This window comes from Massilibacteroides sp. (assembly GCF_028705895.1).
Taxonomy (GTDB): domain Bacteria; phylum Bacteroidota; class Bacteroidia; order Bacteroidales; family Tannerellaceae; genus Massilibacteroides.
Genome location: NZ_JAQWCQ010000018.1, coordinates 25,157 through 41,679, shown reverse-complemented (window position 1 = coordinate 41,679; position 16,523 = coordinate 25,157). Strand labels below are relative to the sequence as shown.

At 39.8% G+C, this 16,523-nt stretch carries 14 protein-coding genes; 3 read left to right on the top strand and 11 right to left on the bottom strand.

Annotated features, from left to right (window positions below):
* Positions 1-15 precede the first annotated feature (15 nt).
* Entirely contained in the window at positions 16-1,539 is a 1,524-nt protein-coding gene (gene purH / locus PHT93_RS06520; protein ID WP_300240891.1) for a bifunctional phosphoribosylaminoimidazolecarboxamide formyltransferase/IMP cyclohydrolase, read from the bottom strand.
* 116 nt (positions 1,540-1,655) lie between these two features.
* Between purH and PHT93_RS06515 the strand changes: the two genes are divergently transcribed.
* A complete protein-coding gene (locus tag PHT93_RS06515; RefSeq protein ID WP_300240888.1) occupies positions 1,656-1,814 on the top strand; it encodes a hypothetical protein in 159 nt (52 codons plus the stop codon).
* A 631-nt stretch (positions 1,815-2,445) separates the two neighbouring features.
* Here the strand turns inward: PHT93_RS06515 and PHT93_RS06510 are convergent.
* The 4 genes from PHT93_RS06510 to PHT93_RS06495 all read right to left on the bottom strand — a co-directional run bounded on the left by PHT93_RS06510 (position 2,446) and on the right by PHT93_RS06495 (position 8,124).
* On the bottom strand, positions 2,446-3,747 hold the full coding sequence (locus PHT93_RS06510) for an ATP-binding protein (protein WP_300240886.1): 1,302 nt from the start codon (positions 3,745-3,747) through the stop codon (positions 2,446-2,448).
* Positions 3,748-3,749: 2 nt separating this feature from the next.
* Positions 3,750-5,123, bottom strand: a complete 1,374-nt coding sequence (locus tag PHT93_RS06505) for a sigma-54 dependent transcriptional regulator (RefSeq protein WP_300240884.1) — start codon at positions 5,121-5,123, stop codon at positions 3,750-3,752.
* Between the two features lie 49 nt (positions 5,124-5,172).
* Positions 5,173-6,651 carry a TolC family protein gene (locus PHT93_RS06500; protein ID WP_300240881.1) on the bottom strand — a complete coding sequence of 493 codons (1,479 nt, stop codon included), beginning with the start codon at positions 6,649-6,651 and terminating at the stop codon, positions 5,173-5,175.
* Positions 6,652-7,044: 393 nt separating this feature from the next.
* On the bottom strand, positions 7,045-8,124 hold the full coding sequence (locus PHT93_RS06495; RefSeq protein WP_300240879.1) for a metallophosphoesterase: 1,080 nt from the start codon (positions 8,122-8,124) through the stop codon (positions 7,045-7,047).
* A 201-nt stretch (positions 8,125-8,325) separates the two neighbouring features.
* Here PHT93_RS06495 and PHT93_RS06490 point away from each other — a divergent pair, with 201 nt between their 5' ends.
* Positions 8,326-9,033: a DUF5020 family protein gene (locus PHT93_RS06490; protein ID WP_300240876.1), complete on the top strand. Its 708-nt coding sequence runs from the start codon at positions 8,326-8,328 to the stop codon at positions 9,031-9,033.
* An 11-nt stretch (positions 9,034-9,044) separates the two neighbouring features.
* On the top strand, positions 9,045-10,340 hold the full coding sequence (locus PHT93_RS06485) for an NCS2 family permease (protein ID WP_300240940.1): 1,296 nt from the start codon (positions 9,045-9,047) through the stop codon (positions 10,338-10,340).
* A gap of 60 nt (positions 10,341-10,400) precedes the next feature.
* On the opposite strand, the gene PHT93_RS06480 is transcribed toward PHT93_RS06485, so the two are convergent.
* From PHT93_RS06480 to PHT93_RS06455, 6 genes are read right to left on the bottom strand one after another with little or no spacing between them, the layout of a single operon-like run.
* The gene (locus PHT93_RS06480) at positions 10,401-10,778 is read right to left on the bottom strand and encodes a RidA family protein (protein WP_300240873.1); all 378 of its coding nucleotides are present in this window, start codon (positions 10,776-10,778) and stop codon (positions 10,401-10,403) included.
* Positions 10,779-10,791: 13 nt separating this feature from the next.
* On the bottom strand, positions 10,792-11,541 hold the full coding sequence (rlmB, locus tag PHT93_RS06475) for a 23S rRNA (guanosine(2251)-2'-O)-methyltransferase RlmB (protein ID WP_300240870.1): 750 nt from the start codon (positions 11,539-11,541) through the stop codon (positions 10,792-10,794).
* Between the two features lie 16 nt (positions 11,542-11,557).
* Positions 11,558-13,222, bottom strand: a complete 1,665-nt coding sequence (gene recN, locus PHT93_RS06470) for a DNA repair protein RecN (RefSeq protein ID WP_300240869.1) — start codon at positions 13,220-13,222, stop codon at positions 11,558-11,560.
* Positions 13,223-13,231: 9 nt separating this feature from the next.
* The gene (locus tag PHT93_RS06465) at positions 13,232-14,137 is read right to left on the bottom strand and encodes a DUF4835 family protein (RefSeq protein ID WP_300240867.1); all 906 of its coding nucleotides are present in this window, start codon (positions 14,135-14,137) and stop codon (positions 13,232-13,234) included.
* Positions 14,134-15,336 carry a bifunctional phosphopantothenoylcysteine decarboxylase/phosphopantothenate--cysteine ligase CoaBC gene (coaBC, locus tag PHT93_RS06460; protein ID WP_300240865.1) on the bottom strand — a complete coding sequence of 401 codons (1,203 nt, stop codon included), beginning with the start codon at positions 15,334-15,336 and terminating at the stop codon, positions 14,134-14,136. The genes PHT93_RS06465 and coaBC overlap by 4 nt, the downstream gene beginning before the upstream one ends.
* Before the next feature lie 29 nt (positions 15,337-15,365).
* Complete coding sequence (locus PHT93_RS06455) at positions 15,366-16,523, bottom strand: iron-containing alcohol dehydrogenase (RefSeq protein WP_300240863.1); 1,158 nt, start codon at positions 16,521-16,523, stop codon at positions 15,366-15,368.

Below are 16,523 nucleotides of genomic sequence, written 5' to 3'. Positions count from 1 at the left end.
TTCTTACTTTTCTAATTAATGTTTAAAATGGCGTACTCCTGTCTTGACCATCGCCACTCCGTGATTATTACAATAATCAACAGACAGAGCGTCATTCACTGACCCTCCGGGCTGAACAACCGCCGTAATACCCTCTTTTGATGCAATTTCCACACAATCAGGGAAAGGGAAAAAGGCATCCGAAGCCATAACTGCACCATTCAAGTCAAATTCAAAAGATTTGGCTTTTTCAATAGCCTGTTTTAAGGCATCCACACGTGAAGTCTGTCCGATTCCACTTGCACAAAGTTGTTTATTCTTTACTAATGTTATTGCATTGGATTTACTATGCTTTACCAATTTGTTAGCAAACAACAAATCTTCAATCTCTCTTGCATCGGGTTTTTTATTCGTGATCGGCTCCAGATCAGCAGCCGTCTGAATACTTAAATCCTTTTGTTGAACCAACACTCCGTTCAATAAAGAACGGAACTGAACAGGACAGGTTTTTGATTGTTTACGTATCAGAATAATACGATTTTTCTTTTGCATCAGTACATCCAGAGCATCCGTATCATAATCCGGAGCAATGATTACTTCAAAAAATATTTTGTTAATTTCCTCGGCCACTTCTTTGTTGATAATAGCATTGGAAACTAATATTCCTCCGAAAGCCGACACCGGATCACCGGCCAGCGCATCTTTCCATGCATCAAGTATGGCAGGACGAGAAGCTATTCCACAGGCATTATTATGCTTGAGTATAGCAAATGTCGTTTCTTCAAACTCATCTATCAAACCTATAGCAGCATCAATATCCAACAAATTATTGTAAGATATCTCCTTGCCATGTATCTGATCAAACATCGCCTCAAACTTACCATAGAAATCTGCATTCTGATGCGGATTTTCACCATAACGTAAATGTTTCTTTTCATTTACCGCCACGCGGAATACAGAACCATCTCTTTCGTCAAAATAATTAAAAATAGCGGTATCATATCCTGAAGAAACAGCAAAAGCCTCTTTTGCAAACCATTTACGATCCACAATTGTAGTCTCTGCCCCTTTTTCCTCAAGAAGTTGGTAAAGCGGGGAATATTGATCTTTAGAAGCTACGATCACAACATCTTTGAAATTTTTCGCTGCTGCACGGATCAATGAGATTCCGCCTATATCTATTTTTTCAATAATTGCTTGTTCTTCTGCGCCTGAAGCAACAGTCTCTTCAAACGGATAAAGATCGACAATCACTAAATCGATCTCAGGGATATTATATTCGGCAAGTTGACTTTGGTCAGTTTCATTTTCCCGGCGTGCCAGAATACCTCCGAACACATTCGGATGAAGTGTTTTTACCCGTCCGCCAAGTATGGAAGGATAACCGGTCAGATCCTCTACTGCATCACAAGGCAATCCTAAAGATTGAATAAAAGTTCTCGTACCTCCTGTTGAAATTAAACTAACGCCTTCTTCGTGTAATTTCTTTAATATTTCATCAAGCCCTTCTTTATGAAAAACAGATATAAGAGCTCGTCTAATTCGTTTTGTTGCAGCCATTTTTGTTGTTTTCTTGTTCTAACCTTATTAATAGAAATACAAAAATAGCTATTTATTTCTAATATCCCCAACGCCTTGTAAAAAAACGGAAATATGCCCTAAAATCAGATACAACATTGAGTTATTTCCTACAAAACCAAACAATATTGGATCAGGCAAAATATCCGGTTGTTATGGTAATCATCCATCGTGATACGTCTATACTGCAAACTGGCATTTTAGAGACTACGCTGAGCAGAGGCTTCCAACAAAATAAATCCCGTTCATATTATTGATCTACAATACATTAAAGCCAATCGAATAGTTTTGATTTTTTGTGTTTTATTTTGACAAATAGATACTTTTTCCAGCCTTTTACTTACGCGTAAAAAAATGTCCATCCTTGTTTTTTGATTTATAGCATCGTTTTAGACCAATAAATATTGCATTTAGACTAAAATAGCCCGTTTTTTACCGAAAATATAAAGGTTATTTTCTGAAAAATATCCTTTATATTCAAAAAAAGAATAGAATCTTTTTCCAAAAAGAATAGGGCGATTTTATCCATTGCCTTTTTTTGTTCAATTTTGATAATTTAAAAAAACGGGCATGCCGTATCGTATGTTTTAAGTGTGGTTTTTCGGTGTTTGTTTTTCGGGTACATATATTCTCATTTTATTTAATAAAGCGCGTTAAAACAACGCTATTGAAGCCGACGACAATTTGTCTGAAAATGACAAATTTCGCTATTATTTTGTTTTTTCGCTTTTTTATATTTGCTGTCCACGATTTGTTTTAACCTATCGAGGTAATCCCATTAAAAAACGACATAATCCAAGTGTAATAACAACCGGGGTTTCGGACTGATCCACAATATTTGCATTCTTAAAATAAAAGAAGAAGGTTTTTATAAAAACATCAGGAATACTATTCAAGAAGAATACGGAAGCGGGTAAGTCCGTCCGCATAGGTGTGAAGTGAAAAAGTACAGCCATGTTTTAATAACACCTCACGAATAAAGATTAGTCCGATTCCTTGTCCATTTGGTTTGGTAGAGAAAAACGGACTGAATAGTTTTGATTCGACTTCTTTCGTAATACCTTTGCCTGTATCTGCAATCTCTATAGATAAAGGATTAGTGGCTGTGCGGATATAGATCGTTCCGTTTTCTTCTATTGATTCTGCTGCATTTTTGATAATATTGAGCAAAACCTGTTCAAAGAGTGTCGTATCTATCTTTACTTTCAACTGATTTTCATTTAGTTCCGAAATGATACGAATATTTTTCTCCAGACAACTGCGTTCCATAAAACGCGTACAGCTTACCAGAAGGTTATTTAAATCGACTTCACCAAATTCAGGTTCCGGAATCCGCACTACATCGGCAAACGTCGTAATGAAACGACTCATGCTGTAACAACGATCTACGGAGACATTAAGCACGTCTTTTATTTCAGCCATATCTGAACTATCATCGAAAGTATCCACAATTGTATCCAAAGTCGATATTATTCCTGCTGTTGTATTGTTTACTTCGTGAGCAATCATACGGATGACCTTTTCATAGGCTTTGCGTTCGGCAACAAAAACTTCGCGCGTCAATGTTTCTATCAAATAAAAAGGGTGTTGAAAACCTCTGTCCACAAAAGAGGAATGGGTGCATTTATAAATATTCGCATCATTTAGTCGCAATGTCTTGGAATAAGACAAGGGGATATCGGCTAATTCTTTGGCGATTGGCAATTCTGTCTCCAGCAGGCTCTTTCCTTCGACTTCTTCTGCAGACTTAATTCCTAATATTTTACAAGCAGAGGGGTTGACTGATTGCAACTTACGATCCAGATCAAGAATTACAACACCCATCGGAGAAGCGTTTATCATCAGATCCAAAAAATGATTTTGTTCCCGTAAGCGAAGACGTTCTTCTTTTAGCTGTTCCATCATTTTGTTGAACACATCCACAATGCGGTCTGCTTCTGTCTGCCCTACCCGGCTGAGGCGGGAACTAAAATCTTGTTCTTTCAGCAATTCCATTCCACTGCCGATCGTATGCAAAGGCTTGACAATCCGTTGGTAAAATTGGAAAAGGTAAATTAAGGTTATCAAAATAAGGCCTTCTACAATAAAAAAGAGTAACCGGGAAGAATCTTTAAAAACGAACCAGGAGAGAATTGCCAGTGTAAGCAACAGCAAAACAGATAATATCCAGAATAATCCCTTAACTTTCATCTTCAGCGTTTTGTATCCGTACTGATATTATACTTTTCCAGTCGTCTGTAAAGAGCGGCACGACTTATGCCAAGAGCTGCGGCAGCATGAGAGAGGTTACTGTTTGTGGATTCTAAAGCATGAAGTATGCGTTGCTTCTCCAATTCGTCTAATGTAAGTCCCGAAAACGAAGTTGACATGGCAACTTGTTCCGGCAAAGCATTCGTTTCTTTTTCCAGATCAGACACATCCAAAAGCGACTTTCCCGAAATAAGCACGGTACGTTCCACTAAGTTTTTCAGTTCACGGACATTCCCCGAAAAAGGAAGACGCTGGAGAAAAGTCAAAGCCTCTGAGGTAAATTCCGTTTTCGGCAAACGATTAACATCCGATTGTTTATCTGCGAAATAACGGGCAAGTAAAGGGATATCTTCCCGTCTTTCCCTAAGCGGAGGAAGATGTAAGGTGATCAGGTTTATACGATAAAACAAATCTTCACGAAACGAACGGGCGGCAACCATCTCGGATAAATTGCGGTTAGTTGCACTGACTACCCGGACATCTACCTTACGCGGACGGCTATCTCCTAAGACTTCGAATGTCTGATCTTGCAAGACACGCAATAATTTCACCTGACAAGATAGTTCCAGGTCGCCTATTTCATCCAGAAAGATCGTGCCCTTATCCGCCAATTCAAAACGACCTGTCCTGTCGATATAAGCATCTGTAAAAGCTCCTTTACGGTGTCCGAACATTTCGCTCTCAAAAAGGCTTTGCGACACACCGCCAAGATTGACTTTAACAAAACCAGCCTTTTTGCGCGGACTGTTGGCATGTATCGCTTCTGCAATCAATTCTTTACCGGTTCCGCTTTCACCGGTTATCAATACGGAAGCGTTGGTAGGCGCAATACGCGAAACGGTACTTAGTATCTCCATCAACGCATTGCTTTTCCCAATAATATTTTCAAAGAAGTCTTGTTTATCCGCTTCTTTTCTGCTGAATGGTTCGTAATTCTTTTTCTTCTGTCTATTCAGCTCTAAAGCTGTTTTGATAGAATTAAGAAGAGCCAGATTATTCCATGGCTTTGTCACAAAATCAAAAGCTCCGGATTGCATACCCTGAACAGCGAGAGAGATAGATCCCCATGCCGTCATTAGAATAACAGGAACTTCGGGACAAAGTATTTTCATCTGACGTAGTAGTTGAATTCCTTCCTCACCGGTAGTAGTAAGCGTAAAATTCATATCCATAAGAATAAGTTCCGGTTCCATTTGACGAACCACAACAAGCGCTTCTTTAGGCCCGGATACGGCTTCAGGTTCATATCCAGCCCGTTTTAAAAGAAACGTCAGAGATGAACGTACTACCGAATCGTCATCAATTATCAATATCATAAATCCGTCAATTTTAATTCAAACGTACTGTTTTTTTTGCTAAGAAACGTCAATGTCTCACAATCTCTTCAATATCGGCATCCAATGTCGTTTGGTTCATAAAGTCATAAAGCGTCACACTACGTACATTATAATAATAGTTCCAAAACAAATGCAATTGCAGAATATGTTGCCTGCGAGCATCATCTTTCGAATTACGGGCATCATTCAGATCGAGAATATTGATCTTACCGATCATAAAAGTCTCAACTGCCATATCATAACGTTGCTGTGCAATCCGGTCGGCTTCTTCTGCTATTTCCAATTGAGCCGCCTGATTATTAAAATTCTCCACCAACAAGAAAATATCCTGATTAAACTTCATCTGCTCTTGTTTCGTTCGCGACAAAACAACATCACGATTAGATTCGGCAACCTTCACTTTCCCTTTACGTTTACCCCAGTCTAATATCGGAATCGTCACCCCGACTTCTACGATCTGATTCTCACTAAGATGATTGTATGCGTTCCTAAACATACGGTCTTTTCCGGTATATCCTACAGAAGCAAACAAGTTTATGTTCCGTCTATTTCCTTTTGCCGTAGCGACAGCATAATCTGCCTCCAACTGACGACGCAGAATGTTACGGGCGAATGAATTATTCTCCTGAGCCTTGGTCAGAACAATTTGATAATCCATATGTAAATCAGTCACCGAGTCAGGCAACACCGGATTTATCACATCATTTTCGCTTAATCCCAAAAATGCGCGCAATTGAAAAAGGGAAGCATTCAAAGCCGACTGAGCCTCTGTTAAATCCGCTTTAGCCTGTAAAGCCGTAAGATTAAGCTGCATCAATTCACTCTCCGATATATGACCGATTTTCCGACGGGCAATCGCAATATCGTGAAGTTTTACGGCATTCTGATAATTTTGTTCTGCAATCCGTTTATCTTCCACTGCACCTAATAAATCAAAAAAGTAAGAGATCGTCTTAATAGTTACAGTCTCCACACTTTCGATATAGGCCGCTTTAGCCTCCTGATAACGCACCGGTTCGATACGTCTTTTCCACTTCTGGTTGTTAACACCAAAAATCGGCTGATTCAACGTAATCCCAATCGGCACACTCATAAATTCATTTTGTTTACTTCCTCCCAATTGACGGGTAAAATCCATAGACGTATTAAGTGAAATCGTTCCTCCGGTCAATGCGATATTCTGAACAACAGAAACTTCTCCCGAAAGACCAAGACTATTCGTTTTCAGATACGTATAACTCCCATCACTTTGCAAATATTTGTTGTATTGTTTGCTATAAGCAGGAAGAGTACCGGTAAAACTCACCTCAGGAAGTTGGTCTGCCTGGTGCGTCCGATATTCCCAATAGGCAGTTTTCAATTCATTAAGCACAACAGCCGCATCAACGGACTGCCTTTGCGCTAAGTGAATCGCTTCTTTAAGCGTTAAACTGATTGTCTGATCTTCAGCCTTGAGACAAACACTCATTGACAATAGAGATAAAATACAGCTATATACAATTTTCATTATCAGCATAGTTTAATTCCACAGCTAAAAAGCAAAAGCCATGCCATGAAATTAACAAGCTGATAATCTATCAAATACAAGTTAAAAGGTTGTTCGAAAACGAACAGTCTGTCCGTTTTAGGGCAATAACAATACAATGCGTATGCTCCCGGAGGAATTTTTGAAGGAGGAAAATCAAGCCCGTTTGAAGGGGTAAATTCGTATATATTTAGAGCCTGTTTAAATTTTTATTCGTGGCTTATTTCGATTTATTTTTTGTTTAGTTGTATATCCGCATGAATGAGCATAGCGGGCTATGTGATTGAATGCGGAGATGCAGATAAGCAAAAAAGAAATCGAAATAAGACCGAAACAAGCCCTCAAGAAATATCCTATAAAAATTTAAACAGGCTCTTAATCTAATGTAAATGTAAATTCATCATAGGCAGCCTTGCGCCATGCTAAATTTTGAGTTGAGGGCGAAATTGCAAAAAGTGGAGAAAAAGTCTTCACCTTAACCGTCTTTCCATCTGGAAGAAACTCCAGGATACGTAACCATCCATCACCTCCATTGCCATGCCAACCGCCTCCTAAGGCTTGTGCATTAAAAACCATTTGTTGCACTTTTTTTCCGGCTGCATTCGTATCCGTACGAAAAGCAATGTGTTTCTGTTCGTTATCGGGAGCACCGATATGACCGGCAAATACCATACGGATATTGGTAGATGGTTTCACTAATTTTTCCCAGATAGCTGCTCCATAATTTGCATCAGCCACCTTATATCCCTCCTTCACAATATGTTCATTGTCTGAATTCATATAGGAGTGTGTTAACAGAATCACTTCGTGATCTTTATATTTATCTTGCGACACTATTCCTTTTGCCCATTCTATTGCGGCATCGCGGGGAGCAAACTCGAGCACCAAAATCAGGATTTTCTTTCCTTGAGGGGTGATGTATTCATAAGTCGCATTTCTTAATGTAGGCACTCCTTCTTCTGTGAGGCCTACATCACGAAGGATTTTTTTATTCAAAATATTCTTGTTAGGCGTAAAATATTCATCAAAATGTGTTCTTCTATTCTCGGCACTAAGAATACCGAAATCATGATTACCGGTAGTCACAATATATGGAACTACTCCGTCCAACCGACCAAAAGCAGACGAAACAGCCTGCCATTGCTGCGGACTATTCTGATTGGCTGCTTTACCGTTAGGATTTAGTAAATCATTCTGTTCCACCATATCACCGGTACACATCACAAAGCCAATGTTCAGTTTTTCAACATTCTCACTAACCCAGGCAGTCATCAGGTTCAGTATCCCCTGATTACGGGCAAACTTTACGTAAGTCTGCGGATCGGGGATCAAAACCATAGACCACGAATCCTGATCTGATAATTCAGGTGCTACATACTTTTCCTGTGCGTGCAACGGATATACACAAACCAATAAAAAGAAAATAACAACATTCTTCCACATTCGATTCTTCATGATTCAGATTTTTAAGAGTAAACAATATATGATTTTCACAAAAATAACGTTTTAACGCTATTCTTCAATTACTTTTCTATTAAGACTCTGTTTATTTTTACGATTTCAGTATATGCCCTGTTGAAAACTGATAGAACAATGCCTTTATAGCATTTTTAATTATATTTGCGGCTTATTTTGAAAACTCTAATTAATAAAAAGATGAAGAAACTTTTCGCTCTCGCTTTCCTCGTTTTACTCTGTTTCTCCGTAAAAGCACAAAATGTTCAGTTTCATTATGATTTCGGAAAAACGCTTTATGATAAAGATTTCGGGACACGTCCTCAACTTACTACAACCGTAGAAATGTTCAAACCGGACAAATGGGGTAGTACGTTCTTTTTTGTGGATATGGATTATACCGGAGCTGGTGTAGTAGGCGCGTATTGGGAAATTGCCCGTGAATTATCATTCTGGAAATCACCTATTTCTGTCCATGTAGAGTATAATGGAGGAAATGTAAAAGGAACTTATATCAATAATGCTTATCTGGGTGGTTTGACCTATACGTATAATAGTTCGGATTTTTCAAAAGGTTTCACCTTCACTCCCATGTACAAGTATATACATAGGAATGACAGTCCAAACAACTTTCAGTTGACGGCAACCTGGTATCTTCATTTTGGGAAGAAAGGCCTTTGTACTTTCAGTGGTTTTGCTGATTTCTGGCGTGAAAAGACACTCCCGACTATTGGAGATTATCAATTTCTTGCAGAACCGCAGATCTGGTTAAACCTGAATAAGATTAAGGGAGTGGATGAAAAATTCAATCTCAGTATCGGTTCGGAGGTAGAGCTAAGAAATGATTTTGCGTTTGTGGATGGCTTTTACGCAATCCCTACATTGGCAATTAAATGGTCATTCGATTAATCCCTGAAGATATGCTCAAGAAACTATTCGGATTTGATAAAAACACAATGAATCTGCGCACAGAATTGATCGCAGGTTTAACTACATTTATGACAATGAGCTATATCCTGGCAGTAAACCCGGATATATTAAGTCAGGCGTCGATGGATAAGGGCTCAGTCTTTACAGCTACGGCGTTATCTTCTGCTGTGGCAACAATCCTCTTGGCCTTTATCGCCAAATTGCCATTTGCTCTTGCCCCGAGTATGGGGATCAATGCTTTTTTTGCATTTACTCTTGTGCAAGGTATGGGGTATTCCTGGCAGGCGGCCTTAGCAGCAATATTTTTGGAAGGAATTATCTTTATTTTAATCTCTCTTTTCAATATACGTGAAAAGATTGTAAACAGTATTCCGCTTAATCTTCGTTATTCTATCTCGGTTGGTATCGGTATGTTTATTGCCTTTATCGGACTAAAAAATGCAGGAATAATTGAGGCAAGTCCGGCTACTTACGTAACATTAGGAAAATTCACCCCGGCTGCTCTTGTTGCCATATTCGGAATACTGCTAAGCACCACACTCCTATGGCATAAAGTACGTGGTGGATTGTTTTATAGTATTATAATCTGCACACTCATAGGTATCCCGTTTGGCGTAACCTTGCTTCCGGATAATTTCATGCCGATTTCTATGCCTCAATCAATGGCTCCAACATTTTTGAAGTTCGATTTTGCACCGCTTTTCAGCTTCGACATGATGATCATTGTTTTGATTCTGATCTTTATGGATATTTTTAATACAGTAGGAACTTTAGTTGGGACGGCAGCCCAAGCGAAGATGCTGGATAAGGACGGAAACTTACCGCATATGAAAGAAGCGATGATTGCGGACTCAGTCGGCACAACATTCGGTGCTATATGCGGAACATCAACAGTCTCAACGTATGTGGAAAGTGCAGCGGGTATTGCTGAAGGCGGACGTTCAGGAGTGACGGCTCTGACAGTTGGCGTTTTATTCTTGTTCGCTCTGTTTTTCTCTCCTCTGTTCCTGCTGGTTCCAAGTGCAGCAACTACCGGATCTTTATTTGTGGTTGGGGTGATGATGATGAAGACAATCAAGGAGATTAAACTGACTGATCTTAGTGAAGCCATGCCTGCGTTCACAATTATACTCACGATGGTTCTGACGTATTCAATCGCTGAAGGTATTACCTTAGGTCTGCTTTGTTATACTTTAATAAAAGTATTGACCGGTCAATTCAGACAAGTATCCCTCACATTGTACATTCTGTCTGTTCTCTTTGTGCTTAGATATATTTTCGGTTGATAAAGAAAAGGCCTTCCCGTAAAAATTCGAGAAGGCCTTATAAATCCCCTGATTAATATATTACTTGACCGCGATAATTTCTATTTCAACAAGTCCATTCTTTGGAAGTGTTTTAACAGCGATTGTTGAACGTGCTGGAAATGCACCTTTAAATTGAGTTGCATAAACTTCATTCATTGCTGTAAAATCAGCCATATCGGCCAGGAAAACCGTTGTTTTCACAATATTTTCCATACTATAACCTGCTTCAGTCAAAATTGCCTGAATATTCTTAAAGACCTGCATGGTTTGGCCTTTTACATCTGTTGCGGCAAATTCGCCTGTTACCGGATCAATTCCTAATTGTCCTGAAGCGAAAAGGGTGTTTCCGGCTTGTACAGCCTGACTATAAGGACCTAATGCAGCAGGCGCATTGTTTGTTGCAATAATTTTTTTCATTGTATTTCTCGTTTTATATATTGTTTGTATTCATTCGCTGACGGACAACTTCATAGATAAGAATAGAGGAAGCGACCGACACGTTTAAGGAACCAATTGTTCCAAATTGAGGAATCTTAATCATATGGTCTGCTATCCTCAGGTTTTCATTGGACACTCCTGTATCTTCTGCTCCAACCACAATAGCAACAGGACCATCGTAGGATATTCCGGTATAAAGATCTGTCGCCTTTTCAGTCGCAGCAAAAACGGTCACACCGCTTGCTTGTAGAAAACGAATTGCTTCATTTATACTTTTCTCCTTACAAACGGGGAGTATATGCAACGCTCCTGCTGAGGTTTTAACTGCATCAGCATTTACGGTTACACTTCCCCGGGAAGGGATAACGATTGCATCGACGCCTGCGCACTCACAAGTACGGGCTATAGCTCCAAAATTACGAACATCCGTTACTCCGTCTAACAAAACAATAAAAGGATTCTTTCCTTGTTCATACAGAAATGGAATAATATCTTCCAGTTTCTGATAAGTAACCGATGAGATAAACGCAATCACTCCTTGATGATTCTTTCGTGTTATCCGGTCCAAACGCTCCGGCGGTACACGTTGGACAGAAATATCCCGCCCCTTTAACACTGCAAACAACTCTTTGGACAGTTCGCTTTTTATATCGCGGCGAACCAATATTTTATCTATCTCTTTGTCGGCCTGAACCGCTTCTATCACGGCACGTGTGCCAAAGATCAATTCGTTTTCTTTCATGTATATTGTTTATTTTTTACCCTTTAAATCCCAGCAGATCACGTGCATTTGCAACTGCGGCCTCTGTCAATGTTGCTCCACTTAACATGCGTGCTACTTCTGTTACCCGTTCCTCTGTATCGAGACGTTTTATCATCGTTACCGTGCTATCAGGCATATCTTGTTTATAGACGTAATAATGTACCTCGCCTTTTGCTGCTATCTGTGGCAAATGAGTAATTGCCAACACCTGCATATTCTGCCCGAGGTCACGCATTATATCACCCATCTTGGCTGCAATATCGCCCGAAACGCCTGTATCTACTTCATCAAATATAATAGAAGGTAGTGCCGTAGAGCCTGCGATCATCGCTTTAATACAAAGCATCAATCTTGAAATTTCACCTCCCGACGCTGTTTCAGCCACCGGTTGCAAGATTCCACTCTTGTTTGCCGAAAAAAGGAAACGGACGTCGTCCATACCATTCGCATCCGGCTCTTTTTTCGTTGTCAATTCTACCTGAAAGCGCACATTCGGCATACCCAACGGAAAGACCATATCCACTAATTTACGAGACATTAGTTCTGACGACTTTCTGCGCGCCTCATGTAATTTACCGGCAATGGAAAGGACTATTTTATATTGCTCAGCGATCTGCTGTTCTAATTCTGCTATTTGTTCATCATAAGAATCAATCTCTTGTAATTGGTTCCGGTAACGATCATGCAGTTCGATCAATTCATCCAGAGACGAAACACGATGTTTTTGTTCAAGCGAATAGAGTAAATTCAAGCGATCATTAACCTGTTCCATCCGTGCGGGGTTGTATTCGATATCTTCCTGCTGCGTTTCGGCATCAGATGCTAAATCGTCAAGATCAATATAAGCTGTACGCAAGCGTTCTTCCATTTCTTTTGCCTTTGGGTAAAAATGTTCCAAAGAAGCAGTCAACGAAATTGCGTCTTTTAACTCGCGGACTATACCGGATTCTTCTCCGTTCAGTAATTCATGGAGCCTAAACAAAGAACTTTTAATCTCTTCCGCATGTGACAATAAGCTTTGTTCCTTTTCTAATTCTTCAACCTCTCCCGTTTGAGGGTTGGCCTCATCTAACTGTTCTATCTGAAAACGGATATAATCTTCTTCTTGTTTTGCCTGCGCTGCTTTCTCTTCCATCTCTTTCAGCGACTTTCGCATTTGAGCATAGGATGTAAAATGTTGACGGTATTGTTGTAGTGTTCGCTTATTATCCGCAAGTACATCTACTACGCGTAGTTGGAAAAGAGAATCTCCAAGCAGTAAGTTCTGATGCTGCGAATGAATATCGATCAGATAACTACCGAGTTCTTTCATTATTGCAAGAGACACAGGAGAGTCATTTACAAAAGCACGGGATTTTCCTGAAACATACAACTCCCTTCGAAAAAGGCAAACAGCAGGATCAAACTCAAGATCATTTACCTGAAAAAAAGAAGCAAGATCATATTTTGCGATATCGAAAACCGCTTCGATCGTACATTTATCGGCACCGGCTTTAATACTTTTCCCATCGGCACGCTGACCTAATACCAAACCAAGAGCACCTAATATAATTGATTTGCCGGCACCCGTCTCTCCGGAGATAACAGAAAAACTATCATCAAATTGTATATCAAGATTATCTATTAAGACAAAGTTCCGTATAAGCAATGACTTCAACATAAGTTCTGGCTATTTCTTTAATGGCTCTAATCGGGTAGATTCGGCCGGGTAAACTTCTGAGAGGTATTTATATCCTTCTTGTTTTTCCTGCATAGTGGCCTTAGAATAGATTGCAACTAATTCATCTAATTTGGCATCTGAAAAGACTGACAATAAAACGGATGAAGGACGACTGCTTTTTAATTCTTGTAAAGCAGGCAAGGAAGAGATGATTGTAGTTCTTCCTCTATCAGCATTGGCCGCCATCTCATCTAACCCTTTCCGATGATAAGTGTACCACATTGAACGAAACCCTTCAGAAGCACTCTCGGTTAAAGCAGTGGCTAAAGCATGTCTGTTCCTCTGACTGTCAAATGGTTTCCATCCATTCCATGAAGATTCTGATTGCGCAAGGTTGACAATCTGCATTGCTTGTTGAAAGAAAGCAGTTCCTCCTGAGGGAGAAAAGCTATCGAAGTCTAAACCAAGTATTACATAGATGTAGAACACAATTGCAGCCGTCAAATTATTTTCCAACGTATTCTCGGTATATACTAATTGTTCGAATTCAACATAATTAAAGTCTAATTGCGTATCACGGAAGTTTAATAAGGTCGTTGTGTAAGATGAATTAAATACCGGACGACGTGCCTGTATTTGTAGTTCGGCTTTAAAACTATCGTCTGTCGGCCTTTCATTAATGATGATATTCATCGTGCAATCTATCCGTTCGTTCACCCCAAAAGTCGCATCAGTCCATTTTTTATTATTCACAAACTCCATCAATGCATTTTGCAAGGTGGTAAAAACCTGCTTGCTTGCTCCTTGTATCTTATCACTATTAATCGTGATCTTGGCATTCAGTTCTTGTGCTTCAGCCAACGATGAAGTAAAGCAAAACAAGAGAATCGGAATAATAACTTTTAAAATCTTCATAACAATAAGGTTGCCAATTTATCTACAATATCAGATGCTACTTCTTGTTTCGTCTTCAATGGATAATGGGAAACAGCACCGTCTTTGTCTATAACTGATATTTTATTCGTATCGTAACGGAATCCGGCTCCTTTTTCACGAAGAGAATTTAATACGATAAAATCTAAATTCTTTCGTTTTAGTTTATCTATTGCATGTACCTCTTCATTGTTTGTTTCTAATGCAAAGCCAACTAAAAACTGATTGTCCTTTTTAATTGCTCCCAAAGAAGCTGCAATGTCTTTATTCGGAGTAAGCTGTAAACTCAACTCGCCGGATACTTCTCGCTTAATTTTCTCTTCTCTGGGATGGATCGGTTTATAATCGGCAACTGCGGCACACAATATAGCTGCATTTGCATCCGGAAAGGTAGCCATTGCCGCTTCATACATCTGATCGGCAGATTCAACATCTACACGTGTTATATTCGGATGCGAAATAAGTTCAGCTACAGGCCCAGCGATCAAAATAACTTCAGCTCCGCGTTCTGCACAAACCTTAGCCAAAGCAAAACCCATCTTGCCGGAAGAGTAATTACCTATAAAACGGACAGGATCTATCTTTTCATATGTGGGGCCAGCAGTTATTACGATCTTTTTTTTTTGAAGGTCTTCTTTTTCCTTAAAAAAGTGTTCAAGTATCCGTATAATATTCTCCGGTTCTTCCATACGCCCTTTACCCGTCAGATGACTTGCCAATTCTCCTTCGGCTGGCTCTATAATACGATTGCCGAATCCACGTAAACGTTCCAGATTTTGTTGAGTTGAAGGATGGGCAAACATATCCAGATCCATTGCAGGGGCAACGAAAACAGGAGCTTTACAGGAGAGATAGGTGGTGATCAACATATTATCGGCAATACCATTAGCCATCTTTCCGATTGTTGCGGCCGTTGCCGGAGCGATTAACATAGCATCTGCCCAAAGACCAAGGTCCACATGACTATTCCATGTTCCATCCCGATTCGAGAAAAACTCACTGATTACCGGAGCACCACTCAGCGTAGAGAGAGTTAACGGAGTGATAAACTCTTTTCCTGCAGGAGTAATGACGACCTGTACTTTTGCTCCTCTTTTTACCAGCCCTCGGATAAGATAGGCAGCTTTATAAGCAGCAATGCTTCCAGTTACACCTAATATTATATTTTTACCTTTCAACATTATATATCTATTTCCTGCACTTCTATAATCTACAACCTTAATCGAAGTATCTCACGAGCAGCTTGCCAATCAATATCGGCATGTTCCCCAAGCTTCCAATTCATGTCACGGACATGCTCAACCAATATATCTAAATCTTTTTTCTTAATACCATATTCTGACAAACGAGTACACAGTCCCATAGAACGGAAGAAGTCCTCTACGGCATGGATTGTATCATCAACCATTTTATCATCTTCTATTCCAAGCATTAAGTCGAATACATTTTTGCCTAATGAAAGTATTTTTTCCTTCTTTGCCTCTTTCTTATATTCCATCACACCGGGTAATACCACTGCCAATGTTTGAGCATGATCCAATCCGAATAATGCCGTAAGAGAATAGCCGATCCGATGCGAAGACCAGTCTTGAGGAACTCCTTGACCAATCCATGAGTTTAAAGCATTAGAGGCTGCCCACATTAAATTTGCACGAATATCATAATCGTTCTGGTTTTTTAATACCTTTTTCCCTTCTTCCTTAATTATTCGCATTAAAGATTCGGAAAAAGCATCCTGCACACGGGCATTAACCGGATAAGTCAGGTATTGCTCGATAACATGAACAAATGAATCAACCACACCATTTATTACCTGTCGCAACGGCAATGACAAAGTCACTTCGGGATCAAGTATGGCAAATCGAGGAAAAACAAGCGGAGAAGCATATCCCAATTTAAGGTTGGCCTCATGTCTGGAAATTACAAAGCGTTCATTCATCTCAGAGCCTGTAGCGGCTAAGGTAAGCACACACCCCAAGGGAAGAGCTTCTTTTATTTCAGCTCCATTTCGTAAAATATCCCAAGGATCTGTTCCTTTAAAGCACACTGCTGCTGCAATAAATTTGGTTGCATCTATAACAGAACCACCGCCAACTGCCAGAAGGAAATTCACGCCTTCTCTTTTGACAAGATCAGCCGCTTCCATACAAATGTCGTAATCAGGGTTCGGTCTGATTCCACCAAACTCCACGACGTCAAAGTCTGCCAAAGCATTCTTCACCTGATCATATACTCCGTTTGCTTTGATACTTCCACCTCCATAAAGAATCATCACTTTTGATCTTTCGGGAATCTGATCCGCCAAACGGCTAATCGTTCCTTTTCCAAAAACAATCTTTACGGGGTTACAAAACTCAAAATTATTCAT

Bases quoted from the DNA above. Each gene is read 5' to 3' on its own strand.
- PHT93_RS06455 (WP_300240863.1), bottom strand. From the start codon at position 16,523: ATGAATAATTTTGAGTTTTGTAACCCCGTAAAGATTGTTTTTGGAAAA.
- PHT93_RS06505 (WP_300240884.1), bottom strand. From the start codon at position 5,123: ATGATATTGATAATTGATGACGATTCGGTAGTACGTTCATCTCTGACG.
- PHT93_RS06480 (WP_300240873.1), bottom strand. From the start codon at position 10,778: ATGAAAAAAATTATTGCAACAAACAATGCGCCTGCTGCATTAGGTCCT.
- PHT93_RS06485 (WP_300240940.1), top strand. From the start codon at position 9,045: ATGCTCAAGAAACTATTCGGATTTGATAAAAACACAATGAATCTGCGC.
- PHT93_RS06510 (WP_300240886.1), bottom strand. From the start codon at position 3,747: ATGAAAGTTAAGGGATTATTCTGGATATTATCTGTTTTGCTGTTGCTT.
- PHT93_RS06465 (WP_300240867.1), bottom strand. From the start codon at position 14,137: ATGAAGATTTTAAAAGTTATTATTCCGATTCTCTTGTTTTGCTTTACT.
- rlmB (WP_300240870.1), bottom strand. From the start codon at position 11,541: ATGAAAGAAAACGAATTGATCTTTGGCACACGTGCCGTGATAGAAGCG.
- PHT93_RS06490 (WP_300240876.1), top strand. From the start codon at position 8,326: ATGAAGAAACTTTTCGCTCTCGCTTTCCTCGTTTTACTCTGTTTCTCC.
- PHT93_RS06500 (WP_300240881.1), bottom strand. From the start codon at position 6,651: ATGAAAATTGTATATAGCTGTATTTTATCTCTATTGTCAATGAGTGTT.
- coaBC (WP_300240865.1), bottom strand. From the start codon at position 15,336: ATGTTGAAAGGTAAAAATATAATATTAGGTGTAACTGGAAGCATTGCT.
- recN (WP_300240869.1), bottom strand. From the start codon at position 13,222: ATGTTGAAGTCATTGCTTATACGGAACTTTGTCTTAATAGATAATCTT.
- PHT93_RS06495 (WP_300240879.1), bottom strand. From the start codon at position 8,124: ATGAAGAATCGAATGTGGAAGAATGTTGTTATTTTCTTTTTATTGGTT.
- purH (WP_300240891.1), bottom strand. From the start codon at position 1,539: ATGGCTGCAACAAAACGAATTAGACGAGCTCTTATATCTGTTTTTCAT.